The sequence below is a fragment of the Streptomyces asoensis genome (assembly GCF_016860545.1).
Lineage (GTDB): Bacteria > Actinomycetota > Actinomycetes > Streptomycetales > Streptomycetaceae > Streptomyces > Streptomyces asoensis.
In genome coordinates this window covers 1,798,070-1,821,546 of record NZ_BNEB01000003.1, presented here as the reverse complement: position 1 = coordinate 1,821,546, position 23,477 = coordinate 1,798,070, and the positions used below count along the sequence as shown (strand labels likewise).

Sequence of the window (23,477 nt, the reverse complement as noted above, 5' to 3'; positions counted from 1 at the left end):
AGTCCGCCGGTACGGGGAATCGGAGGCGGTTGACCATGGCACAGGGCGAGGTGCTCGAGTTCGAGGAATACGTCCGCACGCGGCAGGACGCGCTGCTGCGCAGCGCCCGGCGCCTGGTCCCGGACCCGGTCGACGCGCAGGACCTCCTCCAGACCGCCCTGGCCCGTACCTACGGCCGCTGGGACGGCATCGCGGACAAGCGCCTCGCGGACGCCTACCTCCGCCGGGTCATGATCAACACGCGGACCGAGTGGTGGCGGGCCCGCAAGCTCGAGGAAGTCCCCACCGAGCAGCTCCCGGACGCCTGCGTGGACGACTCCACCGAGCAGCACGCGGACCGCGCCCTGCTGATGGACGCGATGAAGGTGCTGGCTCCCAAGCAGCGCAGCGTCGTGGTGCTGCGACACTGGGAGCAGATGTCCACGGAGGAGACGGCCGCCGCCCTCGGCATGTCGGCCGGAACGGTCAAGAGCACGCTGCACCGGGCGCTCGCCCGGCTCCGCGAGGAGCTGGAATCCCGCGATCTGGACGCACGCGCGCTGGAGCGTGAGGAGCGGGAGCGTTGCGTGGCGGCCTGACCGAGGCCGGGCCCACACCGGCCCGAAGCACCATCCAGGCGGCGATCACGGCGATGTCCGTGCTCGCCGCCCTCGCCCTTTTCGTCTCCGCCTGCGGCACCGGCGGCACCGGCGCCCGCGACGAGGGGCCGGCGCACGCCGACGCCGTGGCCGGCACCACGCGCTCCCCCTCGTCGACCTCCACCGCTCCCCCCGACCGGACGGACGCGGTCCGGCTGGTCAAGGACGACCCCGCGGTCTCGGCCGAGGTCAAGCGCGAGTTGCAGCCCTGCGTCGGTGACGAGTACCCGGTCGACGTCTCGTACGGCGACCTCACCGGCGGCTCCGGGAACGACATCATCGTCAACGTCCTCACCTGCGGCGACCTGGTCGGCGTGGGCTCGTACGTGTACCGCAGGAGCGACGGCGGCTACACGAACGTGTTCCGGGCCGAGGAGCCGCCCGTCTACGCGGAGATGGACCGGGGCGACCTGGTGGTGACCAAGCAGGTCTACGAGAAGGGCGACCCGGTCTCCGACCCGTCCGGCGAGAACGTGGTCACCTACCGCTGGGCCTCGGGCCGCTTCGTGAAGGAGTACAGCTGGCACAACGACTACAGCAACGTCGTCGGGACGGACCCGACGACCGCGCCGGAGACGGGCTGACCCGGCCGGCGGCGGCATGCGGAAAAATCTTCCGGCAGTGTGAACCGATCGGGCCGTCCGTTCCGATCAATGGGTGGACGGGCCACGACGGCACACGGGCGACACACATGGAAGGCGCGGGAAGTGAACGCTCCGCGGGCTTCCAGCGTCCAAGCAAGGGGCACACCCGAGGGTCACGGACAGAAGGCGGACAGAAGCCCGCCCGACGGACGACCCGCCTGCGTGCAGGGACGCACACGGGAGCGCATACGTGAACGCACACGAGAACTGAGAGCACCGGGATGGCAGACCAGACCCACGTCCTGTTCGTCGAGGACGACGACGTCATCCGCGAGGCCACCCAGCTCGCCCTCGAGCGGGACGGCTTCGTGGTCACCGCGATGCCCGACGGCCTGTCGGGGCTGGAGGCGTTCCGTGCCGACCGCCCGGACATCGCGCTGCTGGACGTCATGGTCCCGGGCCTGGACGGCGTGAGCCTGTGCAGACGCATCCGGGACGAGTCCACCGTTCCGGTGATCATGCTGTCGGCGCGCGCCGACTCCATCGACGTGGTCCTCGGCCTGGAGGCCGGCGCCGACGACTACGTGACCAAGCCCTTCGACGGCGCCGTGCTGGTGGCCCGGATCCGCGCCGTGCTGCGCCGCTTCGGCCACGCCGGTGGCGGCGACCGGACCGAGACCGCCGCCCCGGAGGCGGGCGGTGTGCTCTCGTTCGGCGATCTGGAGATCGACACCGAGGGCATGGAGGTGCGCCGGGGCGGGCAGCCGGTCGCGCTGACCCCGACCGAGATGCGTCTGCTGCTGGAGTTCTCCTCCGCCCCCGGCACAGTCCTCTCCCGCGACAAACTGCTGGAGCGGGTGTGGGACTACGGCTGGGGCGGCGACACCCGGGTCGTCGACGTCCATGTGCAGCGGCTGCGTACGAAGATCGGTCAGGACCGGATCGAGACGGTCCGCGGTTTCGGCTACAAGTTGAAGGCCTGAGCGGGGCAGGGGCGGAAGGATGCGGGGGATGATCCGGCAGCTGGTTCCGGCTCGCGCGCAGGGCGCGGGCATCCGCACGGGACTGCGATGGAAGCTGAGCGCGGCGATCGCGCTGGTCGGCGCGCTGGTGGCGATCGCCCTGAGTCTCGTCGTGCACAACGCCGCACGGGTGTCGATGCTGGACAACGCACGCGACCTCGCCGACGAGCGTGTCCAGATCGCCCAGCGCAACTACGAGCAGTCGGGACGGCCCAACTTCTACTTCCCGAACATCAAGATCGACGACTCCAGGCTGCCGCCCGCGCTGCGCGAGAAGGTCCGGGACGGCCGCCGGGCCACGTTCGTCTCCGACCGCAGGCGCGGCGGTCCGGACATCTGGGCGGCCGTGCCGGTCAAGGACGGACACGTGCTGTCGCTGCACACCGGCTTCACCGACCGCAGCACCGACATCCTCAACGACCTCGACCAGGCCCTGGTGATCGGTTCCATCGCGGTCGTCCTCGGCGGCAGCGCGCTCGGCGTCCTCATCGGCGGGCAGCTCTCCCGCCGGCTGCGCAAGGCGGCCGCCGCGGCCAACCAGGTCGCCAAGGGCGAGTCGGACGTACGGGTGCGGGACGCGATCGGCGGGGTCGTACGCGACGAGACCGACGACCTGGCGAGCGCGGTGGACGCCATGGCGGACACCCTTCAGGAGCGGCTGGAGGCCGAGCGCCGGGTCACCGCCGACATCGCGCACGAACTGCGCACCCCGGTCACGGGACTGCTGACGGCCGCCGAGCTGCTGCCGCCCGGCCGGCCGACGGAGCTGGTCCTGGACCGGGCGAAGGCCATGCGCACCCTGGTCGAGGACGTGCTGGAGGTGGCCCGCCTCGACGGCGCCTCGGAGCGCGCCGAACTCCAGGACATCGTGCTGGGCGAGTTCGTGGCCCGGCGGGTCGCGGCCAAGGACCCGGACGTCGAGGTGCGGGTGGTGCACGAGTCGATGGTCACGACCGACCCCCGGCGCCTGGAGCGCGTGCTGTTCAACCTGCTGGCCAACGCCGCCCGGCACGGCAAGCCGCCGATCCAGGTCACCGTCGAGGGCCGGGTCATCCGGGTCCGCGACCACGGCCCGGGCTTCCCCGGGGACCTGCTCGCCGAGGGACCCAGCCGCTTCCGTACCGGCAGCGCCGACCGGGCCGGACACGGACACGGGCTCGGGCTCACCATCGCGGCGGGCCAGGCCCGCGTGCTCGGCGCCCGGCTGACCTTCCGCAACGTACGGCCGGCGGGCGCACCGGAACACATCCCGTCCGAGGGCGCCGTAGCCGTCCTCTGGCTCCCCGAGCACGCCCCGACGAACACGGGAAGCTACCCGACGATGCCGTGACGGCGACGCGCGTCACGGCGGCTCCCGTGAGGGCAGGCCCGGTGACGCCAGGCCCGGTGAAGGCAGGTCACCCCGTGACGGAGGGCTCCGTCAGGGCGATGGTGGAGACGGCGGGTCTCGCGGCACCGGTGATCGCCGCACCGGTCATCGCCGCAGCACACGCGAAGCCCCCCGGGGCGGACACCGCCGGGGGGCCTGGGACCGCTTCGGGTCAGATCGCGTCGACGAGCGGCGGCTGCGTCTCGGCCGTGCCGTCCGCCGGCTTCTCGCCGTCCTTCGCCGGTCCGGCGCCCTTGAGCGGGACCTCCTTGACGAACACCGCGGCGACCAGCGCGACCACCGCCACCGCGGCGCCCAGCAGGAAGGCCGAGTGGGTGCCGGCCGACACCGCGTGCTGGTAGGCCTCGCGGGCCACGGCGGGCAGCTTGGCCAGGCTGGCCGCGTCGAGCTGTGCGGACTGCTCGGTGACCTTCGAACCGAGGGAGCCGGCCCGCTCGGACATCACGTCCTGGACGCGGCTGTTGAACAGCGCACCCATGATGGCGACACCGAAGGAGGAGCCGAGCGTACGGAAGAGGGTGGTGGACGAGGAGGCGACTCCCATGTCCTTCATCTCGACGCTGTTCTGCGCGACCAGCATCGTGATCTGCATCAGGCAGCCCATGCCGAGGCCGACGACCGCCATGAACACACCGGAGGTGAGCCGGCTGGTCCCGGTGTCCATCGTGGACAGCAGGTACAGGCCGATGACCATGGCGACGCTGCCGACGATCGGGAAGATCTTGTACTTGCCGCTGTTGGTGGTCACCCGGCCCGCGACCATCGAGGTGACCAGCATGGCGCCGAGCATCGGCAGGAGCAGCAGACCGGAGTTGGTCGCGGAGGCGCCCTGCACCGACTGCTGGTACAGCGGCAGGAAGAGCGTGGCGCCGAACATCACGAAGCCGGTGACGAAGCCGATGAGCGACATCAGGGTGAAGTTGCGGCTGCGGAAGATGTGCAGCGGCACGATCGGCTCGGCTGCCCTGGTCTGCCAGAAGACGAACCCGATGAGGGAGGCGACCCCGATGGCGATGAGCTCCATGATCCGCGCCGACGACCAGGCGTACTCCGAACCGCCCCAGGTGGTGACGAGGACGATGGAGGTGATGCCGACGGTCAGCAGAGCGGCGCCCAGGTAGTCGATCCGCGCCTGCGCACGCTTCTTCGGCAGGTGCAGGACGGCGCTGATGAGGGCCAGCGACACCACGCCGAGCGGCAGGTTGATGTAGAAGGACCAGCGCCAGCCCCAGTTGTCGGTGATGGTGCCGCCGACCAGCGGACCGCCGATCATCGCGAGCGCCATGACGCCGGCCATCATGCCCTGGTACTTGCCGCGCTCCCGCGGCGGGATCAGGTCGCCGATGATCGCCATGACGCCGACCATCAGACCGCCGGCGCCGAGGCCCTGGATCGCGCGGAAGCCGATGAGCTCGCCCATGTTCTGCGCCATACCGCTCAGCGCGGACCCGATCAGGAAGATCACGATCGAGGTCATGAAGGCGCCCTTGCGCCCGTACATGTCACCGAGCTTGCCCCACAGCGGGGTGGAGGCCGCGGTCGCGAGGGTGTACGCGGTCACGACCCACGAGAGGTGCTCGAGCCCGCCGAGTTCGCCGACGATCGTGGGCATCGCGGTGCCCACGATCATGTTGTCGAGCATCGCGAGCATCATCGTGATCATCAGCGCGAGCAGGACGACCCGCACGCTCCTGGGTTGTTTCTCCGGTTCGGTCTCGACCGTCTTCGTGTCCGCCATCGCTGCCACTCCCCTGGGCTTTCCCCCCGGTCGGCCACTTACTTGCCGCCCGGCTAGTTGACTACACTGGGAAGGTAGACCTGCAACTAGCCGGGCGTCAAGTAAGTTTCCGTAGTAGCTAGCCGGACGGCAAGTAAGTTCCTACGGAAGCGCAAGGAGCACGAGAATGGACGTCACCATGGACGGCACCAAGCAGCAGCGGCGCGGCAACACACGCCAGCGCATCCAGGACGTCGCGCTCGAACTCTTCGCCGAGCAGGGCTACGAGAAGACCTCACTCCGCGAGATCGCGGAGCGTCTGGAGGTCACCAAGGCGGCGCTGTACTACCACTTCAAGACCAAGGAAGAGATCATCGTCGGCATCTTCACGGATCTGACGAAGCCGATCGAGGACCTGATCGACTGGGGGAAGAGCCAGCCGCACACCCTGGAGACCAAGCAGGAACTCGTCCGGCGCTACAGCCAGGCCCTCTCCGAGGCGACCCCGCTCTTCCGCTTCATGCAGGAGAACCAGGCGACGGTGCGCGAGCTCCAGATCGGCGACTCGTTCAAGGACCGCATGCGAGGGCTGCGCGACATCATCATCGACCCGGACGCCCCCCTCGCCGACCAGGTCCGCTGCGTCAGCGCCATCTTCACGCTGCACGCCGGCATGTTCTTCCTCCAGGACCTCGAAGGCGACCCCGAGGACAAGCGTGCCGCCGTCCTCGAAGTCGCCGTCGATCTGGTGACCCAGGCGCACCAGGGCGCCTGATCACAGGTCCGTCAGACCTTCACGCCCTTGCCGCGCAGGAAGGTGACCGGGTTGATCGCCGAACCGTAGTTGGCGGTCGTGCGGATCTCGAAGTGCAGGTGGGGACCGCTGGAGTTGCCGGTGTTGCCGGACAGGGCGATCTTCTGGCCCGTCTTCACGATCTGGCCGACCTTGACGTTGATGTGCGAGAGGTGGGCGTACTGCGAGTAGAGGCCGTTGGCGTGCTTGATCACGATGGCGTTGCCGTAGGCGGGGCCGTCGCCGGCGCCGTTGCCGCCGGCCTTGACCACGGTGCCGCCGTGGGCGGCCATGACCTTGGTGCCGCTCGGCACGGCGAAGTCCTGACCGCTATGGGTGGACTGCCACATCTTGCCGGCCTGGGCGTACCCGGCGGACAGCGTGTACTTCTTCACCGGGTCTATCCAGGTGCCGGCCGAGGCGGCCGCCTTGGCGGCGGCCGGTGCCGCCGCCGGCGCCGCGGCGGACGCCACCCCGGCCCCCAGCACGACCGAGGCGCCCAGGGCGGTGGCCCCGACGGCCACGCGAGTGCGGAGCAGGGACGTACGGGAGGAACGGAACGTGGCGCGCTGGAACATCGAAGAACCTCACGGGGCTGGGGACAGGAAAACCACCCGGCGTGAACCTCCGCCGGAGTGGCCATCCCTTGGTAACCCGCGGACCCACAAGCGCCCAAACGTGTGATCTACGACGGAAACTAGTACTTCACCGCAAAACTTCCCACTTCTTGACAGACAGGCTTTTCCGGACACTCGCGACACCGGCCCACGCGGGAGGCCTGCGCGAGGCACGCAGGCCTGGTGCCATATGTCCGTTTTGCTCCTAATCGAGTTACGACTAATCGGTGTAGTAGGGGTCCGATCGCCTGTGCCCCATGTCACCGGCCGTCCCCCGTAGGGGACTTCGGAATGTGACGGCGGCTACTCCCTTGCCCCGCAGGGCACTTGTGACCCCGCTCACGTTCGTCTGCACGGGTCTGTGATCGGGCTCTCATCCGCCTCTACCGTCCAGTAACCCGCTGGTTCCCCGCAGGCCACTCCCAGCTATCAGCATGCTCACGACACCCGCAGCGCATGGACGCGAGAGGACCCCCACACATGAACACAGGCACCTGGACGCGCCGCCTGGCCATGACCGCCGTGGCGACGGCAGCCGTCACGGCGATGGCCGTCCCGGTCGGCGCCCAGGCCGCGACGGCCACCGGCACCACCACCGTCGCCGCGGCCGCCGCCGCCGAGGACGTCGACTACGCCACCTGGCAGCAGGACTGCCGAACGGTGATGAACCAGGCCCTGCCGGCGCTGAAGCAGCGCATCGCCGCCGCGAAGCCGGGCGAGAAGCAGGCCATCGTCTTCGACATCGACAACACCACCCTGGAGACCGACTTCGGCTTCAGCTACCCGTCGCCGGCCAACAAGCCGGTGCTCGACGTGGCCAAGTACGCCCAGGAGCACGGTGTCTCCCTGTTCTTCGTCACCGCCCGCCCGGGCATCATCGCCGGGGTGACCGACTACAACCTCAAGTACGTCGGCTACCAGGTCTCCGGCCTGTACGTCCGCGGCTTCCTCGACCTCTTCAAGGACGTCGCCGCCTACAAGACCGCCCAGCGCGTCACCATCGAGTCCAAGGGCTACACGATCATCGCGAACATCGGCAACAGCGCCACCGACCTCTCGGGAGGCCACGCCGAGACGACGTACAAGCTGCCGGACTACGACGGCCAGCTGTCGTAGCCCGCGGCAAGACCCACGGGCGAGCGTGGGGGCATGCGAAAGGGGCCGGTGCTGTGCAGCACCGGCCCCTCTTGCGCGCTCAGTCCCCTGGGGGTCAGGCGTCCTTGCTCAGGTTCGGTCCGGCACCGCCGGCCGCCTGCTCGATCGGCGGGACGTCCGGCAGAGCCGACTTCTCCTCGCCGCGGAAGGTGAAGGTCTTGGTGTCGCCCTCACCCTCGGTGTCCACGACCACGATGTGACCGGGGCGCAGCTCGCCGAAGAGGATCTTCTCCGAGAGCGTGTCCTCGATCTCGCGCTGGATGGTGCGACGCAGCGGACGCGCACCCAGCACCGGGTCGTACCCCTTCTTCGACAGCAGCTCCTTCGCGGACTGGGAGAGCTCGATGCCCATGTCCCGGTCCTTGAGGCGCTCGTCGACCTTGCCGATCATCAGGTCGACGATCCGCAGGATGTCCTCCTGCGTCAGCTGCGGGAAGACGACGACGTCGTCGACACGGTTGAGGAACTCGGGGCGGAAGTGCTGCTTGAGCTCGTCCGAGACCTTGTTCTTCATGCGCTCGTAGTTGGACTTCTTGTCGCCCGAGGCCGCGAAACCAAGGTTGAAGCCCTTGGAGATGTCCCGCGTGCCGAGGTTGGTCGTCATGATGATGACCGTGTTCTTGAAGTCCACGACCCGGCCCTGGGAGTCGGTCAGCCGACCGTCCTCCAGGATCTGGAGCAGCGAGTTGAAGATGTCCGGGTGGGCCTTCTCGACCTCGTCGAAGAGGACGACGGAGAACGGCTTGCGACGGACCTTCTCGGTCAGCTGGCCGCCCTCTTCGTAGCCCACGTATCCGGGGGGCGAACCGAAGAGCCGCGACACCGTGTGCTTCTCGCTGAACTCCGACATGTCGAGGGAGATCAGCGCGTCCTCGTCACCGAAGAGGAACTCGGCGAGCGCCTTGGACAGCTCGGTCTTACCGACACCGGACGGACCGGCGAAGATGAACGAACCACCGGGACGCTTCGGGTCCTTGAGGCCCGCGCGCGTACGACGGATCGCCTTCGACAGCGCCTTGACGGCGTCGACCTGGCCGATGACCCGCTTGTGGAGCTCGTCCTCCATGCGCAGCAGACGCGAGGACTCCTCCTCGGTCAGCTTGAAGACCGGGATGCCGGTGGCCGTGGCGAGGACCTCGGCGATCAGCTCGCCGTCGACCTCGGCGACGACGTCCATGTCGCCGGCCTTCCACTCCTTCTCCCGCTTGGCCTTGGCGGCCAGGAGCTGCTTCTCCTTGTCGCGGAGGGAGGCGGCCTTCTCGAAGTCCTGCGAGTCGATCGCGGACTCCTTGTCGCGGCGGACGCCGGCGATCTTCTCGTCGAACTCGCGCAGGTCCGGCGGCGCGGTCATCCGGCGGATGCGCATCCGGGAGCCGGCCTCGTCGATCAGGTCGATCGCCTTGTCCGGGAGGAAGCGGTCCGAGATGTACCGGTCGGCCAGGGTGGCGGCCTGGACCAGCGCCTCGTCGGTGATCGAGACGCGGTGGTGCGCCTCGTACCGGTCACGCAGACCCTTGAGGATCTCGATCGTGTGCGGCAGGGACGGCTCCGCGACCTGGATGGGCTGGAAGCGGCGCTCGAGGGCCGCGTCCTTCTCCAGGTGCTTGCGGTACTCGTCCAGCGTGGTCGCACCGATGGTCTGGAGCTCACCGCGGGCCAGCATCGGCTTCAGGATGGAGGCGGCGTCGATGGCCCCCTCGGCGGCACCCGCACCGACCAGCGTGTGCAGCTCGTCGATGAACAGGATGATGTCGCCGCGGGTGCGGATCTCCTTGAGGACCTTCTTCAGGCGCTCCTCGAAGTCACCGCGGTAGCGGGAGCCGGCGACCAGGGCGCCGAGGTCCAGGGTGTAGAGGTGCTTGTCCTTGAGGGTCTCGGGCACCTCGCCCTTGACGATGGCCTGGGCGAGGCCCTCGACGACGGCGGTCTTGCCGACGCCGGGCTCACCGATCAGGACCGGGTTGTTCTTGGTACGGCGGGACAGCACCTGCATGACCCGCTCGATCTCCTTCTCGCGCCCGATGACCGGGTCGAGCTTGGACTCGCGAGCGGCCTGGGTGAGGTTCCGGCCGAACTGGTCGAGGACCAGGGACGTCGAGGGCGTGCCCTCGGCAGGGCCGCCGGCGGTGGCGGTCTCCTTGCCCTGGTAGCCGGAGAGCAGCTGGATGACCTGCTGCCGCACCCGGTTGAGATCTGCGCCCAGCTTGACGAGGACTTGGGCCGCGACGCCCTCGCCCTCGCGGATCAGGCCGAGCAGGATGTGCTCCGTGCCGATGTAGTTGTGTCCCAGCTGAAGGGCCTCGCGGAGCGACAGCTCCAGGACCTTCTTGGCACGGGGGGTGAAGGGGATGTGGCCGGACGGGGCCTGCTGGCCCTGGCCGATGATCTCCTCCACCTGCTGGCGGACCGCCTCGAGCGAAATCCCGAGGCTCTCAAGGGCCTTGGCGGCGACACCCTCACCCTCGTGGATCAGGCCCAGGAGGATGTGCTCGGTGCCGATGTAGTTGTGGTTGAGCATCCGGGCTTCTTCCTGAGCCAGGACGACAACCCGCCGCGCGCGGTCGGTGAACCTCTCGAACATCGTTAATCGCTCCTCAGAGCGGTCAGGCAGTGGGGGGAACTTCCCCTCCCTGTCCTTCCGCAGCTTAGTCCCGCAAGCGGGGACCGCTCATTCCAACTGCCGACACCGTCGATGGCCTCCTGACCCCGAACGCCGACATCTGCTCCAACCCGATGGTGCGAGACGATGTTCCCGCAGGCCAGGCAGTTACCCCAGTCGCCAGTACGCCGATGGCGAACGTGAGACGGCCTTTCCTGCGTGTCGCCCCCTCCCACTAGGGATGTCTTACCCGCTGCGACCGACAGTCCATGCCGTGGGCACCTGTCCCCTCCGCTACGGGCGAACAACCTTGCGCCTCCCGGCACCCCCGCACGCCCCGTCGGCGGACACGAAACGCGTCCACCCGGGCACCCAGCGTAACTTGCGGGCCTCTTCGGCGGTTGGACTCGGCATGGTTGGTTCGGTCCCGCCGGCTGCCCGCTCGGCCGCCGCACCCACGGTCCCCCTTCCCCGGCGGCCGCTCGGTCCGGACGCTCCGGCCGACCGGATCCGCGGCTGGTACGAGAACGAACTGGGCTGGGCGACGGTGCCCGGGGAGCCGGTACGACTTTCGGTGGGCGAGCGCTTCGACGTGCTGGACGTGCCGGCCGAGGCGGGTCTCGCGGCGCTGCGGCGGCTGGCGCCGGCGTCACCGGTGGCGGTGCTGGGCGACCGGATGCGGCTGCTGGTGGCGGCGGGCGGCGCTCAGGAGCTGCCGGGGATCCTGGCGTGGCTGGAGTGGGGCGCGCTGCCACTGGATCTGCGGGCGATCGGCGCGGGCGGGCTGGTCGAGGCACCGCTGCCGCCCTCCGGCTTCGGCTCCGCGCCGGACCTGGAGGGTGAACCGGCCCCGGACCCGACCGGGCCGGTGCAGGGGGCCGCCGTCTGGCTGCGGCCCCCCGTGGGCGGAGGCGAGACACAGGCCTCGCTGCCGGCGATGTCGGCGCTGGGGGGCGGTGGGGGCGCCCCCGATCTCGTACGGCTGGTGGACACACTGGCGACGCACTGTCACCGTGTCCGACTGCGGCGCGCGAGCGCTCAGCCGTTGGCCTTCTCGTAGGCCTCGCGAATGGACGCGGGAACGCGGCCGCGGTCATTGACCTCGTAACCGTTCTCCTTGGCCCAGGCGCGGATCTGCGCGGTGTCCTGGCTGCCACCGGAAGCGGCTCGCGCCTTTCCGCGGCCACCCGAAGCACGGCCCCCGGTACGGCGGCCGCCCTTCACGTAGGGCTCGAGAAGTCCACGGAGCTTGTCCGCATTGGTGGTCGTGAGATCGATCTCGTAGGTCTTGCCGTCCAGCGCGAACGTCACGGTCTCGTCCGCCTCGCCGCCGTCGAGGTCGTCGACAAGAAGGACCTGAACCTTCTGTGCCACCGGATTTCCTTTCATCGAAAACGTGAGGGTCGGGGGGTCCGCGGCGTCCGCCGTTTAGCCGAGCCCTGTTATATGCAGTACTGCAGTACGTCGGAAAGCAAACCGCTTTTGCTGAGAAAACACAAACCCCCGGCGGAGACCGTCGGCCCGCCCCTCGCCCGGAAACGTGCGCGTTTCGGACATAGGGAACCGGGCAGTGCCGGTCCCTGTGAATGAAGGGCGACGATCACAGATGCAGAAGCATCCGGCTGTTGCCCAAGGTGTTCGGTTTCACTCGTTCGAGTCCGAGGAACTCCGCGACGCCCTCGTCATAGGAACGCAACAGCTCCGCGTAGACATCGGTGTCGACGGGCGTCTCGCCGATCTCCACGAAGCCGTGCTTGGCGAAGAAGTCGACTTCGAAGGTCAGGCAGAAAACCCGGCGAACGCCGAGCCACCGCGCGGTGTGCAGCAACTTCTCCAACAACTGGTGCCCGACGCCCGCGCCCTTCAGCCCCGGCTTGACCGCGAGAGTGCGGACTTCAGCCAGGTCTTCCCACATCACGTGGAGGGCGCCGCAGCCGACCACCTCGGCGTTGTCGTCGCGTTCGGCGACCCAGAACTCCTGGATGTCCTCGTAAAGCGTGACCGTGGCTTTGTCGAGCAGGATGCCGCCGCGGACGTAGGCGTCAAGGAGACGGCGCACGGCGAAGACATCGCCGGTCCGGGCCCGGCGGACGGTGATGGCTTTAGCGCTGACTTCACGGTTCTCGGCCGAGGGACTCTCTGCTGACATGTGCGGACGCTATCGCCCGTCGGCCTCCGTCGCCGAGCCGGGGTTCTCACCGGTACTCCCCGTACTCCCGGGACTCCCCGCTGTCGCGGGTTCGGCTGTTTCCGGCCCCTGGACGATGCGTACGGCGTCCCGCAGCGCGAGCCGCTGTTCCTCGCTCATCATCCCGAAGAAGGCGACGAGAGCGGCGGCGGGGTTGTCGCTCTGCGCCCAGGCCTCGTTCATCAGGGCCGCCGCGTAGGCGGCCCGGGTCGAGACCGCCTCATATCGATAGGCCCGGCCTTCCGCTTCCCGGCGCACCCAGCCCTTCTGATGGAGATTGTCCAAAACGGTCATCACGGTGGTGTACGCGATGGACCGTTCCTGCTGAAGGTCTTCCAGGACTTCCCGAACGGTGACCGGGCGGTTCCACTTCCACACCCGCGTCATGACCGCGTCTTCGAGTTCTCCCAATGGGCGAGGCACAGCTCAGAACAATAGTGGGAGATGTCGCCAATCGCGTGCCGGACGTGCGCTTTTGTCGGCAAACGGCAACAAAAAGGGCGTGCGGCTCCGAAAGGAGCGGCACGCCCGGGGGAGGCGGAAGGGGTGCGGCCGGTCAGGCATCGGGGCCCGCGGGGGCCTGCCGGGCGCCGTCCGCGCGCGAGGACGGCGTCCACGGCCGCGTCCTCCTTGGCCTTGTTGGCGCCGCCCTGGGTCTTCACGATCACCCTGATCACACCGATGAAGAACACCGCCATGACGACGGGGGGCACGAGCGCGGAGACGTAGTCCATGGATCCAGGGTAGCCAGGAGGCGAGCGGGAGCCGGGGCGGGGTCGCCCCGTGTCAGCCGACGGCGAGCCTGTGCTGCTCCGGATCGGCGGGCGGCGGGGCCGGCTTGCGGCGCGGGAAGACCTCGCCCGGCGTCGGGACGGGCCTGCGGGCGGGCTCGGGCGTGGCGGGTCCGACGGGGACCGGCCCCGGGGCGGGCGCGGCGGGCTTTTCCGCGGGCTTCTTGCGGGGCTCCTCCCCCGGGCCGGCACCCCGGTCCGCGACGGCGGCGACGGACGTACCGGCCGGACCCTGGCCGGAGCGGCCGCCCGGAAGGGCCTGGAGCCGTGTACGGGAGGCCGGGACGGTGGCGGTGACCACCGGGGCCCTGCGGGCCGCGCGGCGGGCCAGACGGGCGCGTACGTCCTTTTCGGCGAGCGCCTGGCAGCGGGTGAGGAGTGCGGCGGCTGGGGGGCTGCCCCGCAGGGCGCGGAGCGCCGCGAGGTCGTCGGCGTCGGGCCGGTAGCCGGTGGCCAGCACCTGTCCGAGGAGCGTGAGGTAGCCGGCGGCCGTGCCGGGGAGGGCGGCTCGGTACCGGCCGAGGTCGGCCACCAGGAAGGCCCGCAGCCGGGCGGCCTCGCGCATCGCCTCGTCGAGGGACTCGGCGAGGCGGTGACAGTCCTGGACGTCCTCGGCGGAGACGGGGCCGGGGTGGAGGGCGAGGGCGAGGGCGCGGCGGAGCACACGCAGCTCCTCCGCACCGAACGCCATGCCGCCGCGGGATCCGTAGGGCGTGGGCATGCCGCGACGATACGCGCTAATCAGACAAATTCGACATAACGGACGGGTGTGGCGCGCCCGCAATCCACCCGGCCGGTCCGCCCGGCCGCCGGGAGGCAGGCACGCGGGGAAACTCGACCCCCCGCGGGGGCCACGCGCGCGGGGCGGCGGCACGCGGCCGCGGACGTGTCCACGCGCGCGTGGAGACCTCCGCGGCCGCGGCCGTCACATGCGGGACACGTTCCGCTCGTACACCAGGCGCAGGCCGATCAGGGTCAGCCAGGGCTCGTGCTCGTCGATCACCGAGGACTCGCCGAGCACCGTCGGGGCCAGCCCTCCGGTCGCGATCACCGTGACCTCGTCCGGGTCGTCCGCCAGCTCGCGGGCCATCCGGGTGACCACACCGTCGACCTGGCCGGCGAACCCGTAGACGATGCCGGACTGCATCGCCTCGACGGTGTTCTTGCCGATCACGCTCCGGGGACGGGCCAGTTCGATCTTGCGCAGCTGCGCGGCCTTGACGCCGAGGGCCTCGACGGAGATCTCGATGCCGGGGGCGATGACCCCGCCGACGTACTCCCCGCGCGCGCTGACCGCGTCGAACGTCGTCGCGGTGCCGAAGTCGACGACGATCGCCGGGCCGCCGTAGAGCTCGTTCGCCGCGACCGCGTTGATGATGCGGTCGGCGCCGACCTCCTTGGGGTTGTCGAACAGGATCGGCACGCCCGTCTTCACACCGGGCTCGACGAGCACGGCGGGCACGTCGCCGTAGTAGCGCCGGGTCACCTCGCGCAGTTCGTGCAGCACCGAGGGCACGGTCGCGCAGATCGCGATGCCGTCGATGCCGTCGCCCAGCTCGTCCCCGAGCAGCGGGTGCATGCCCATGAGGCCCTGGAGGAGTACGGCCAGTTCGTCCGCGGTGCGGCGGGCGTCGGTGGAGATCCGCCAGTGCTCGACGATGTCCTCACCGTCGAACAGGCCGAGCACGGTGTGCGTGTTGCCCACGTCGATCGTCAGCAGCATGGCCGGTCCCCGTTCCCTACTCCGCCGCTCGCAGATCCAGACCGATGTCCAGGATCGGCGAGGAGTGCGTCAGGGCACCGACGGCGAGGAAGTCGACGCCCGTGTCCGCGTACGCCCCGGCGTTGGCCAGGGTGAGCCGGCCCGACGCCTCCAGCAGGGCGCGTCCGCCGACGATGCCGACGGCCTCCGCGCACTCGGCGGGCGTGAAGTTGTCCAGCAGGATGAGGTCGGCACCGGCGTCGACGACCTCGCGCAGCTGGTGCAGGGTGTCGACCTCGACCTCGATCGGCACGTCCGGGAAGGTCTCGCGGACGGCCTGGAAGGCCTGGGCGACACCGCCCGCGGCGACCACGTGGTTGTCCTTGACCAGGGCCGCGTCGGACAGCGACATGCGGTGGTTGACGCCTCCGCCGCAGCGGACCGCGAACTTCTCCAGGGAGCGCAGGCCCGGGGTGGTCTTGCGGGTGTCACGCACGCGCGCCTTGGAGCCCTCCAGGACGTCCGACCACGCGCGCGTGGCGGTGGCGATGCCCGACAGGCGGCACAGCAGGTTGAGCGCGCTGCGCTCGGCGGTGAGCAGGTCACGCGTGCGCGTGGTGACCGACAGCAGCTTCTGGCCGGCCTCCACCAGGTCGCCGTCCTCGACGTGCCGCTCGACCTCGAACTCCTCCGTGCAGACGACCGAGACGACGGCCTCGGCGATCCGCAGACCCGCGACGACACCCGCCTCGCGCGCGGTGAAGTCGGCGGTGGCGACGGCGTCCTCGGGGATGGTGGCGACGGTCGTCACGTCGACGCCGTGGGCCAGGTCCTCCTGGATGGCGACGTTGGCGATGTCCTCGACCTCCACGGGGTCGAGTCCGGCGTCGGACAGCAGTTCGGCGAGCGCGGGGTCGAGGCCGCACTCCGCGTATTCGGCGTATCCCTCGTCGGTGAATTCGGCGTCCGTGTCGGCGCCGCAGGCACAGCCGTCGCCGCAGCCGCCGCTCGGGGCGAGGGGAAGGTCGGGGGTGCTCACGTCTGTCACTGCTCCTGGTGGTGCTGCCGGGTAGGGGGGAAGTCTGCGGTATCGGTGGTGTGTACGGCGAGCGTGCGGTCCGGATTCAGCCGTACGACGATGTGCCGGCGCCAGTTCGCGTCGTCACGGTCGGCGTGGTCCTCGCGCCAGTGGCAGCCGCGGGTCTCCTCGCGCTGCCGCGCGGCGGCGACCAGGACCCGCGCCACGCACAGGAGGTTGGTGGCCTCCCAGGTGTCGACGCCGGGCTCGGCCGTCTTGCCGTTCTCGTCCAGGGCGTCCCGGGCGTCGGAGTGCAGCCGCACCAGCTGGCCGGCCGCCTTCTCCAGGGACTCGGCGGAACGCAGGACGCCCGCGCCGTCGGTCATGATCCGCTGGATGGCGAACCGGGCCTCCGGGGCGAGGAGCGGGTGGGCCGGCTTCTCGGGGTGCTCCACCGGCGCGGGCACCCGCGCGTGCAGCCCGTCGTCCGCGCGGCTCGCCGTGATGTCGGCGACGATGCGCTCGGCGTAGACGAGGCCTTCGAGGAGCGAGTTCGACGCGAGCCGGTTCGCGCCGTGCACACCGGTGCAGGCGACCTCCCCGCACGCGTACAGGCCCGGCACGGTCGTCCGGCCGCGGGAGTCGGTACGCACGCCCCCGGACGCGTAGTGGGCCGCCGGGGCCACGGGGACGGGCTCGGTGACGGGGTCGATGCCATGGGCGCGGCACGCGGCGAGGATCGTCGGGAAGCGGTGCTCCCACATGTCGGCGCCGAAGTGGCGGGCGTCGAGGAACATGTGCTCGGCGTCCTGCTCCTGCATGCGGCGCATGATGCCCTTGGCGACGATGTCCCGGGGCGCCAGTTCGGCCAGCTCGTGCTGTCCCACCATGAAGCGCACGCCGTCCGCGTCCACCAGGTGGGCGCCCTCGCCGCGCACGGCCTCGGAGACCAGCGGCTGCTGGCCCTCGGCGTCCGCTCCGAGGAACAGCACCGTGGGGTGGAACTGGACGAACTCCAGGTCGGAGACCTCCGCGCCCGCGCGCAGGGCGAGCGCCACGCCGTCGCCGGTCGAGACGGAGGGGTTGGTGGTGGCGGAGAACACCTGGCCCATGCCGCCGGTCGCGAGGACCACCGCGGGGGCGTGCACGGCGCCCACGCCGTCGTGCTGGCCCTCGTCCATGACGTGCAGGGTGACGCCGGCGGTGCGGCCCGCGGCGTCGGTGAGCAGGTCCAGCACGAGCGCGTTCTCGATCGTGCGCAGTCCCCGCGCGCGTACCGCCTCGACGAGGGCGCGGGAGATCTCCGCGCCGGTCGCGTCGCCGCCCGCGTGCGCGATACGGCGTCGGTGGTGGCCGCCCTCGCGGGTGAGCTCCAGGCCGCCCTCCTCCGACTCGTCGAAGTGGGCGCCGGTCTCGATCAGCCGGCGCACGGCGTCCGGGCCCTCGGTGACGAGGATCCGTACGGCGTTCTCGTCGCACAGGCCCGCGCCCGCCACCAGCGTGTCGTCCAGGTGCTGTTCGGGCGTGTCGCCCTCGCCCAGGGCGGCGGCTATGCCGCCCTGCGCCCAGCGCGTCGAGCCGTCGTCGAGCCGGGCCTTGGTGACGACGACCGTCCTCAGGCCGGCGGCCTCGCAGCGCAGGGCGGCGGTCAGGCCGGCGACGCCGGAACCCACGACCACCACGTCCGCGGCGATGCTCCACCCGGGCGCGGGCGCGTGCAGTCGTATGCCTGTGCTGGTCACGAGGCGGCTCCGAAGGTGAGGGGGAGGTTGTCGATCAGCCGGGTCGTCCCGACCCTGGCGGCGACGGCGAGGACGGCCTCGCCGGTGAAGTCGTCCTCGGGGTCGGTGATCTCCCTGAAGTCCGACGGGTCGACCAGCGCGAGGTAGTCCAGCTCCAGCGGCGGGTCCATCCGGGCGGCCTCGTCGAGGACGGCGCGGGCCGCGGCGCGGACGGCGGCCGGGTTGCCGGGGGCGGCTTTCGCCACGGCGTGGGCGTCGGCCGCCGCGCGGGACTCCCCTATGGCGCTGAGCGCCTCGGCCCGCGCGCGGCTCGCGGGCACCTGACGCGCGCGTGCCCGCAGCGCCTCCTGCGCGGCGTGCCGGTCGCGGCCGGCGAACAGGGCCTGCGAGAGCGCGAGCGCGGTGCGCCGGTCCTTGGCGGACAGATAGCGGTTACGGCTGGACAGGGCCAGCCCGTCCTCCTCGCGCACGGTCGGCACGGCGACGATCTCCACGCCGAAGTTCAGGTCCCGTGTCATGCGGCGGATCAGGGCGAGCTGCTGGGCGTCCTTCTGCCCGAAGAGCGCGGCGTCGGGCCGGGTGAGGTGCAGCAGTTTGGCGACGACGGTGAGCATGCCGTCGAAGTGGCCGGGGCGCGAGCCGCCTTCGAGGCGCTCGCCCATCGGGCCCGCGGTGATGCGGACCTGGGGTTCGCCGCCCGGGTAGACCTCGTCCACGGACGGGGCGAAGACGACGTCCGCGCCGGCCTGTTCGGCGAGCTTGACGTCGGCGTCCAGGGTGCGCGGGTAGCGGTCGAGGTCCTCGCCCTGCCCGAACTGGAGAGGGTTGACGAAGACCGTGACGACGACCTCGCCGTCCGGTCCGGCGACCTCGCGGGCGGTGCGCACGAGGGTGGCGTGGCCCTCGTGCAGGGCGCCCATCGTCATCACGACGGCCCGGCGGCCGCCACGCGTGCGTGCGTGCAGTTCGTCGGCCGTGCGCAGCAGGGTGGTGGTCATCCGGCATCTCCTTCGGTGCCCTGCGGGCCGGGAGTTCCGGGCGTGCCGGGGGCTCCGTCGGCGAGTACTCCGAGGAGGTCCTCGGCGAGTTCGGGCTTGAGCAGTCCGCGGGCGAGCGCGCGGTCGGCGGTCGCGCGGGCCATCGCCAGATAGCCGGCCACGGTCTGCGGGGCGTGCGCGCGCAGCTCGGCCACGTGCGCGGCGACCGTGCCCGCGTCGCCGCGTGCGACGGGGCCGGTGAGCGCGCCGTCGCCCGAGCGCAGCGCGTTGTCGAGGGCGGCGCCGAGCAGGGGGCCGAGCATCCGGTCGGGGGCCTCGACGCCGGCCGCGCGCAGCAGCTCCATGGACTGGGCGACCAGCGTGACCAGGTGGTTCGCGCCCAGGGCGAGGGCGGTGTGGTAGAGCGGCCGGTTCTCCTCGGCGATCCACTCGGGTTCGCCGCCCATCTCGATGACGAGGGCTTCCGCCGCCAGCCGCAGCTCGTCGGGAGCGGTGACGCCGAAGGAGCAGCCCGCCAGGCGCTGGACGTCGACGGCGCTGCCGGTGAAGGTCATCGCCGGGTGCAGGGCCAGGGGCAGGGCGCCCGCGCGCAGGGCCGGGTCGAGGACCTTCGCGCCGTAGCGCCCGGACGTGTGCACGAGCAGCTGGCCGGGCCGTACGGCGCCGGTCTCGGCGAGGCCTTCCACGAGCCCGGGCAGGGTGTCGTCGGGGACGGTCAGCAGCACCAGGTCGGCGCGTTGCAGGACCTCGGCGGGCGGGACGAGGGGCACGTCGGGCAGCATCAGCGCGGCGCGTCGCCTGGAGGCGTCGGAGACGCCGGAGACGGCGACCGGACGGTGCCCGGCGAGCTGGAGGGACGCGGCCAGCACGGGTCCCACCCGCCCGGCGCCGACGACGCCGACGGCGAGCCGCGCGGGGCGGTCCCTGGGGTCTGGCTGTTGGGCTGTACTCACTCGACGGCGGCCTTCCGTTCCAGTCCGCTCCGGGTACCGGACGATTTCTCGTCATGTTAACGCTATCCGCCCCCGCGGCGTCCGGTCGTCCACAGGCTGTGGGTTATCCCACCCGCCCCCGACCGGCACGCGCGGGCGTGCGCGCGAGGGCTGCGCCGCGAACGCGCGTGACCTCGCGGACCACCGCACGGCATGATCCGGAACATGACACGAACGGCGGGACAGGACGACGAGGAGAAGTCGGCGCGGCAGCGGCTGCGGGAGCGGCGGACGGCCGCCCGCAGACAGGCCGGACGCGTGCTCTCGCGCGACGGGGCGCTGGGCACCCTGCGCGACCGGCTCACGCTGCTGCACGAGGCGGCGCCCCAGGTCTACGACCTGGACGAGCAGGCCGACCTCTACGGCGACGGGGTCGTGGCGGCCCTGGAGGAGCGGGTCGCCGCACTGCTGGGCACGGAGGCCGCCGCCTTCTTCCCGACCGGCACGATGGCCCAGCAGGTCGCCCTGCGCTGCTGGGCGGGGCGCACCGGCAACCCCACGGTGGCGCTGCACGCGATGAGCCACCCCGAGGTGTGGGAGCGCGGCGCCTTCACCGCCGTGAGCGGGCTGCGCCCGGTCCAGGTGACGCGCGAGCCCCGGCTGCCGACGGCCGAGGAGGTGCGCGGCTTCGAGGAGCCGTTCGGGTCGCTGATGCTGGAGCTGCCCCTCAGGGACGCCGGCCATGTGCTGCCCACGTGGGAGGAGCTGACCGAGGTCGTCGAGGCGGCACGCGAGCGTGACGCCGTGGTGCACTTCGACGGGGCGCGCCTGTGGGAGACGACCCACCACTTCGGCCGCTCCCTGAGCGAGATCGCGGAGCTGGCGGACAGCGTCTACGTGTCGTTCTACAAGTCCCTCGCCGGGTTCGGCGGCGCCGCGCTCGCCGGCCCGAAGACCCTGGTGGACGAGGCGAGGACCTGGCGGCACCGCTACGGCGGGGCGGTCTTCCAGCAGTTCCCCACGGCGCTGTCGGCCCTGATCGGCCTGGAGCGCGAGCTGCCCCGGCTGCCCGACTACGTGGCGCACGCGCACGTGGTGGCCGCCGCGCTGCGCGAGGGCTTCGCCGCCGCGGGCCCGGCATGGGCGCGCGTCCACCCCGAGGTGCCGCACACGCACGAGTTCCAGGTCTGGCTGCCGTACGACGCCGACGTCCTCGCCGAGGCGGCGACGCGCCAGGCCGAGCGGACCGGGACGATGCTCTTCGTGGGCGCCTGGGCCCAGGGCGGGCCGGGCCTGTCCCGCACCGAGGTCACCGTCGGCGCCGCCGGACTGGAGTGGACGGCGGACGACGTGCGGCGCGCCACGGCGGACTTCGTGGACCTCGTGAGGGAGGTCGTCAGCGGTTAGGACGCAGCCGGCGGAGCAGGGCGCCGCGCAGCCGGCCGCGGGCGGGCCGGCCGGCGAGGGCCGCGCGGCAGTGCAGGTGGCCGCGCAGCTCGCGGATCATCTGCCAGTCGTGCGCGCCGGGCGCGGGCACGGGCGGCTCCCCGTGCTGTCGGGCGCGACAGGCGTCCAGGGCGTACTCCTGCATGATGCTCATGGCGGTTCCTTCCTGGTGCGAGCGTGGTCCGTACGGCTCCACCAGGCTGTGCCGGGCCGCGGGCCCGCGTCGCGCCGATTGACGACGGCCGTCAATCGGCGACCGCGTTGTCGGTGGCCCGGTGCACCATGAGGGCATGAGCCTGAGCATCGACATCGCGGGGCTGCGGCCGGAGAGGGTCGCGGTCGTGCCCTCGCCCCTGGCCGAGCTCGGCATGGCGCTGCACGCGCTGGCCGAGCCGGGGCACCACCCCGGCCTCCAGGGCTGGGTCACCGGCGTGACCGCCCGGCTCGACTCGCATCTGGCGGACCGGATGTGCGAGGCGGACTTCCTGTGGCGGACGACGTTCTCGGACATCTTCCTGCCCTACGCGGCCCTCCCGGGCAGGAGCACGCTGCCCGCGGCGACGCTCGCCGAGGAGCTCGACCTCCTGGACAAACTGACGGACGAGCAGTTCGTGGACTCGGCGCTGGAGTTCACCTGCGCGCCCGGCTACGACCTGCCGAGCCCCAGCGTGCTGGCCGACCCGGAGCTCCGCCGGCGCGCGCTCGACCTGGCCGCCTCGCGCGGGCCCCGCCAGGTGCGGTTCACCCGGCGGCTGCTCGACGACCCGCCACGCGTGCGTGGCTGGCTGCGGCAGTTCCTCGAGGACTGCGACGACGCGTTCTTCGCCGACGTCTGGGCCCGGGTGCGCCTCCCGCTCGCCACGGACGCCCGCTACAAGACGGACCTGCTGCGCCGCAAGGGTCTCGCGGAAGCCCTCGCCGCGGTGTCCTCGGCCGTCACGCTCGACGCGGACGCCGCGCGCATCACCGTCGACAAGCTGGTCCAGGGCCGCAGCACCGTCGGGGACGGCGGTCTGCTGCTGGTGCCGACGAGCCTCGGCTGGCCGCACCTGATGGTGCTGCACCGGTACGGCTGGCAGCCGGTGCTCCACTACCCGGTGGGCTCCCCCGAACTGGCCTCACCGCCCTCGGTGGAGCAGCTGGCGCTGCGGATGACCGCGCTCTCCCATCCCGTCCGGATGCGGATCTGCCGTCTGCTGGCCCGCAGCGCGTACACCACGACGGAGCTGGCCCAGGTGCACGGGATGACCTCCCCCGAGATATCCCGGCACCTCGCCGTCCTCAAGAAGGCGGGCCTGATCACCACCCGCCGACGCGGCCGCTACGTGCTGCACCAGCTCGACGTGACAGTGGTGGCCCGGCTGGGCAGCGACTACCTGGAGGGCATGCTCCGCTGACCGCCGGCGCTCCTGCCGGGCCGTGAGCGGCGGTGGCCGCCGGGCGGCTCAGCCGTGGCCGCCGGCCCGCACGATCCCGGTCTCGTAGGCGAGGACGACGACCTGGACCCGGTCGCGCAGCCCCAGCTTCGTCAGGATGCGGCCGACGTGGGTCTTCACGGTCGCCTCGGACAGCACCAGCCGGGCCGCGATCTCCCCGTTGGACAGGCCCTGGGCGACCAGCACCATGACCTCGCGTTCGCGCTCGGTGAGCCGCTCCAGCTCCTTGTGCCGGGGCTCCTTGCCGGTGGTGGGCAGCATCGGCGCGAACCGGTCGAGGAGCCGGCGGGTGGTGGACGGGGCGACCACCGCGTCGCCGCTGTGCACCGAGCGGATGGCGGCCAGCAGCTCGCCCGGCGGCACGTCTTTCAGCATGAAGCCGGAGGCGCCCGCCTTCAGCCCGGAGAAGGCGTACTCGTCCAGGTCGAAGGTGGTCAGGATCAGCACCTTGGGCGGGTCCTGCTCGGCACAGATGCGCCGGGTCGCCTCCACACCGTCCAGCTTGGGCATGCGCACGTCCATCAGGACGACGTCGACGTCGGTGGAGCGCACCACCTGGAGGGCCTCGACGCCGTCGCCCGCCTCGGCCACGACCTCCATGTCCGGCTGGGCGGCGAGCACCATCCGGAACCCGGTGCGCAGCAGCACCTGGTCGTCGACGAGCATCACGCGGATCGTCATCGAGTCCTCTTCCGTTTCTTCTGTGGCG

Annotated in this window: 24 protein-coding genes; 9 read left to right on the top strand and 15 right to left on the bottom strand. The window is 71.3% G+C overall.

Annotated elements, in window-relative coordinates:
• The first annotated feature begins 35 nt into the window (after positions 1–35).
• The 4 genes from Saso_RS20800 (at position 36) to cseC (ending at position 3,574) form a co-directional block, all read left to right on the top strand.
• Positions 36–578: a SigE family RNA polymerase sigma factor gene (locus tag Saso_RS20800; protein ID WP_189926911.1), complete on the top strand. Its 543-nt coding sequence runs from the start codon at positions 36–38 to the stop codon at positions 576–578.
• A complete protein-coding gene (locus tag Saso_RS20795) occupies positions 563–1,222 on the top strand; it encodes a hypothetical protein (RefSeq protein ID WP_189926912.1) in 660 nt (219 codons plus the stop codon). The genes Saso_RS20800 and Saso_RS20795 overlap by 16 nt, the downstream gene beginning before the upstream one ends.
• Before the next feature lie 281 nt (positions 1,223–1,503).
• A complete protein-coding gene (gene cseB / locus Saso_RS20790; RefSeq protein WP_189926913.1) occupies positions 1,504–2,205 on the top strand; it encodes a two-component system response regulator CseB in 702 nt (233 codons plus the stop codon).
• Between the two features lie 19 nt (positions 2,206–2,224).
• Positions 2,225–3,574 (top strand): two-component system sensor histidine kinase CseC, encoded by a 1,350-nt coding sequence (gene cseC / locus Saso_RS20785; protein WP_372442460.1) that lies wholly within the window; start codon positions 2,225–2,227, stop codon positions 3,572–3,574.
• Between the two features lie 211 nt (positions 3,575–3,785).
• On the opposite strand, the gene Saso_RS20780 is transcribed toward cseC, so the two are convergent.
• On the bottom strand, positions 3,786–5,372 hold the full coding sequence (locus tag Saso_RS20780; RefSeq protein ID WP_189926915.1) for an MDR family MFS transporter: 1,587 nt from the start codon (positions 5,370–5,372) through the stop codon (positions 3,786–3,788).
• A 166-nt stretch (positions 5,373–5,538) separates the two neighbouring features.
• Between Saso_RS20780 and Saso_RS20775 the strand changes: the two genes are divergently transcribed.
• On the top strand, positions 5,539–6,126 hold the full coding sequence (locus Saso_RS20775; protein WP_189926916.1) for a TetR/AcrR family transcriptional regulator: 588 nt from the start codon (positions 5,539–5,541) through the stop codon (positions 6,124–6,126).
• Between the two features lie 11 nt (positions 6,127–6,137).
• Here the strand turns inward: Saso_RS20775 and Saso_RS20770 are convergent, their stop codons facing one another.
• Positions 6,138–6,722 (bottom strand): M23 family metallopeptidase, encoded by a 585-nt coding sequence (locus Saso_RS20770; RefSeq protein WP_189926917.1) that lies wholly within the window; start codon positions 6,720–6,722, stop codon positions 6,138–6,140.
• A 519-nt stretch (positions 6,723–7,241) separates the two neighbouring features.
• Between Saso_RS20770 and Saso_RS20765 the strand changes: the two genes are divergently transcribed.
• On the top strand, positions 7,242–7,877 hold the full coding sequence (locus tag Saso_RS20765; protein ID WP_189926918.1) for an HAD family acid phosphatase: 636 nt from the start codon (positions 7,242–7,244) through the stop codon (positions 7,875–7,877).
• A gap of 94 nt (positions 7,878–7,971) precedes the next feature.
• Here the strand turns inward: Saso_RS20765 and Saso_RS20760 are convergent, their stop codons facing one another.
• Complete coding sequence (locus tag Saso_RS20760; RefSeq protein WP_189926919.1) at positions 7,972–10,497, bottom strand: ATP-dependent Clp protease ATP-binding subunit; 2,526 nt, start codon at positions 10,495–10,497, stop codon at positions 7,972–7,974.
• A 430-nt stretch (positions 10,498–10,927) separates the two neighbouring features.
• Here Saso_RS20760 and Saso_RS20755 point away from each other — a divergent pair, with 430 nt between their 5' ends.
• On the top strand, positions 10,928–11,575 hold the full coding sequence (locus Saso_RS20755; protein ID WP_189926920.1) for an SCO3374 family protein: 648 nt from the start codon (positions 10,928–10,930) through the stop codon (positions 11,573–11,575).
• Here the strand turns inward: Saso_RS20755 and Saso_RS20750 are convergent.
• The 10 genes from Saso_RS20750 to Saso_RS20705 all read right to left on the bottom strand — a co-directional run bounded on the left by Saso_RS20750 (position 11,554) and on the right by Saso_RS20705 (position 19,907).
• The gene (locus tag Saso_RS20750) at positions 11,554–11,889 is read right to left on the bottom strand and encodes a histone-like nucleoid-structuring protein Lsr2 (RefSeq protein ID WP_015658762.1); all 336 of its coding nucleotides are present in this window, start codon (positions 11,887–11,889) and stop codon (positions 11,554–11,556) included. The genes Saso_RS20755 and Saso_RS20750 overlap by 22 nt on opposite strands.
• Positions 11,890–12,115: 226 nt before the next feature.
• Positions 12,116–12,664, bottom strand: a complete 549-nt coding sequence (locus Saso_RS20745) for an amino-acid N-acetyltransferase (RefSeq protein ID WP_189926921.1) — start codon at positions 12,662–12,664, stop codon at positions 12,116–12,118.
• A 9-nt stretch (positions 12,665–12,673) separates the two neighbouring features.
• A complete protein-coding gene (locus Saso_RS20740; RefSeq protein ID WP_229901497.1) occupies positions 12,674–13,090 on the bottom strand; it encodes a BlaI/MecI/CopY family transcriptional regulator in 417 nt (138 codons plus the stop codon).
• Positions 13,087–13,437, bottom strand: coding sequence for a hypothetical protein (locus Saso_RS20735; RefSeq protein ID WP_189926923.1), 351 nt, complete (start codon positions 13,435–13,437; stop codon positions 13,087–13,089). The genes Saso_RS20740 and Saso_RS20735 overlap by 4 nt, the downstream gene beginning before the upstream one ends.
• Before the next feature lie 52 nt (positions 13,438–13,489).
• Complete coding sequence (locus Saso_RS20730; RefSeq protein ID WP_189927101.1) at positions 13,490–14,185, bottom strand: hypothetical protein; 696 nt, start codon at positions 14,183–14,185, stop codon at positions 13,490–13,492.
• A gap of 234 nt (positions 14,186–14,419) precedes the next feature.
• Entirely contained in the window at positions 14,420–15,217 is a 798-nt protein-coding gene (locus tag Saso_RS20725; RefSeq protein WP_189926924.1) for a type III pantothenate kinase, read from the bottom strand.
• Positions 15,218–15,233: 16 nt separating this feature from the next.
• Positions 15,234–16,235, bottom strand: coding sequence for a carboxylating nicotinate-nucleotide diphosphorylase (gene nadC, locus Saso_RS20720; RefSeq protein WP_189926925.1), 1,002 nt, complete (start codon positions 16,233–16,235; stop codon positions 15,234–15,236).
• Between the two features lie 5 nt (positions 16,236–16,240).
• Positions 16,241–17,956 carry an L-aspartate oxidase gene (locus Saso_RS20715; RefSeq protein ID WP_189926926.1) on the bottom strand — a complete coding sequence of 572 codons (1,716 nt, stop codon included), beginning with the start codon at positions 17,954–17,956 and terminating at the stop codon, positions 16,241–16,243.
• The gene (gene panC, locus Saso_RS20710; protein ID WP_189926927.1) at positions 17,953–18,954 is read right to left on the bottom strand and encodes a pantoate--beta-alanine ligase; all 1,002 of its coding nucleotides are present in this window, start codon (positions 18,952–18,954) and stop codon (positions 17,953–17,955) included. Before panC ends, Saso_RS20715 begins: the two co-directional genes overlap by 4 nt.
• Positions 18,951–19,907: a Rossmann-like and DUF2520 domain-containing protein gene (locus tag Saso_RS20705; protein WP_189926928.1), complete on the bottom strand. Its 957-nt coding sequence runs from the start codon at positions 19,905–19,907 to the stop codon at positions 18,951–18,953. The genes panC and Saso_RS20705 overlap by 4 nt, the downstream gene beginning before the upstream one ends.
• Positions 19,908–20,111: 204 nt before the next feature.
• On the opposite strand from Saso_RS20705, the gene Saso_RS20700 reads away from it, so the two are divergent.
• Complete coding sequence (locus Saso_RS20700; RefSeq protein ID WP_229901484.1) at positions 20,112–21,293, top strand: threonine aldolase family protein; 1,182 nt, start codon at positions 20,112–20,114, stop codon at positions 21,291–21,293.
• Here the strand turns inward: Saso_RS20700 and Saso_RS20695 are convergent.
• The gene (locus Saso_RS20695) at positions 21,283–21,486 is read right to left on the bottom strand and encodes a hypothetical protein (protein WP_189926930.1); all 204 of its coding nucleotides are present in this window, start codon (positions 21,484–21,486) and stop codon (positions 21,283–21,285) included. The genes Saso_RS20700 and Saso_RS20695 overlap by 11 nt on opposite strands.
• Before the next feature lie 136 nt (positions 21,487–21,622).
• Between Saso_RS20695 and Saso_RS20690 the strand changes: the two genes are divergently transcribed.
• On the top strand, positions 21,623–22,729 hold the full coding sequence (locus Saso_RS20690; protein WP_189926931.1) for a DUF5937 family protein: 1,107 nt from the start codon (positions 21,623–21,625) through the stop codon (positions 22,727–22,729).
• A 48-nt stretch (positions 22,730–22,777) separates the two neighbouring features.
• On the opposite strand, the gene Saso_RS20685 is transcribed toward Saso_RS20690, so the two are convergent.
• Positions 22,778–23,449, bottom strand: coding sequence for a response regulator (locus Saso_RS20685; protein ID WP_189926932.1), 672 nt, complete (start codon positions 23,447–23,449; stop codon positions 22,778–22,780).
• Between the last annotated feature and the right edge of the window lie 28 nt (positions 23,450–23,477).

Bases quoted from the DNA above. Each gene is read 5' to 3' on its own strand.
- Saso_RS20800 (WP_189926911.1), top strand. From the start codon at position 36: ATGGCACAGGGCGAGGTGCTCGAGTTCGAGGAATACGTCCGCACGCGG.
- cseB (WP_189926913.1), top strand. From the start codon at position 1,504: ATGGCAGACCAGACCCACGTCCTGTTCGTCGAGGACGACGACGTCATC.
- cseC (WP_372442460.1), top strand. From the start codon at position 2,225: ATGCGGGGGATGATCCGGCAGCTGGTTCCGGCTCGCGCGCAGGGCGCG.
- Saso_RS20780 (WP_189926915.1), bottom strand. From the start codon at position 5,372: ATGGCGGACACGAAGACGGTCGAGACCGAACCGGAGAAACAACCCAGG.
- Saso_RS20775 (WP_189926916.1), top strand. From the start codon at position 5,539: ATGGACGTCACCATGGACGGCACCAAGCAGCAGCGGCGCGGCAACACA.
- Saso_RS20770 (WP_189926917.1), bottom strand. From the start codon at position 6,722: ATGTTCCAGCGCGCCACGTTCCGTTCCTCCCGTACGTCCCTGCTCCGC.
- Saso_RS20765 (WP_189926918.1), top strand. From the start codon at position 7,242: ATGAACACAGGCACCTGGACGCGCCGCCTGGCCATGACCGCCGTGGCG.
- Saso_RS20760 (WP_189926919.1), bottom strand. From the start codon at position 10,497: ATGTTCGAGAGGTTCACCGACCGCGCGCGGCGGGTTGTCGTCCTGGCT.
- Saso_RS20755 (WP_189926920.1), top strand. From the start codon at position 10,928: ATGGTTGGTTCGGTCCCGCCGGCTGCCCGCTCGGCCGCCGCACCCACG.
- Saso_RS20745 (WP_189926921.1), bottom strand. From the start codon at position 12,664: ATGTCAGCAGAGAGTCCCTCGGCCGAGAACCGTGAAGTCAGCGCTAAA.
- Saso_RS20740 (WP_229901497.1), bottom strand. From the start codon at position 13,090: ATGACGCGGGTGTGGAAGTGGAACCGCCCGGTCACCGTTCGGGAAGTC.
- Saso_RS20735 (WP_189926923.1), bottom strand. From the start codon at position 13,437: ATGGACTACGTCTCCGCGCTCGTGCCCCCCGTCGTCATGGCGGTGTTC.
- Saso_RS20730 (WP_189927101.1), bottom strand. From the start codon at position 14,185: ATGGCGTTCGGTGCGGAGGAGCTGCGTGTGCTCCGCCGCGCCCTCGCC.
- Saso_RS20725 (WP_189926924.1), bottom strand. From the start codon at position 15,217: ATGCTGCTGACGATCGACGTGGGCAACACGCACACCGTGCTCGGCCTG.
- panC (WP_189926927.1), bottom strand. From the start codon at position 18,954: ATGACCACCACCCTGCTGCGCACGGCCGACGAACTGCACGCACGCACG.
- Saso_RS20700 (WP_229901484.1), top strand. From the start codon at position 20,112: ATGACACGAACGGCGGGACAGGACGACGAGGAGAAGTCGGCGCGGCAG.
- Saso_RS20695 (WP_189926930.1), bottom strand. From the start codon at position 21,486: ATGAGCATCATGCAGGAGTACGCCCTGGACGCCTGTCGCGCCCGACAG.
- Saso_RS20690 (WP_189926931.1), top strand. From the start codon at position 21,623: ATGAGCCTGAGCATCGACATCGCGGGGCTGCGGCCGGAGAGGGTCGCG.
- Saso_RS20685 (WP_189926932.1), bottom strand. From the start codon at position 23,449: ATGACGATCCGCGTGATGCTCGTCGACGACCAGGTGCTGCTGCGCACC.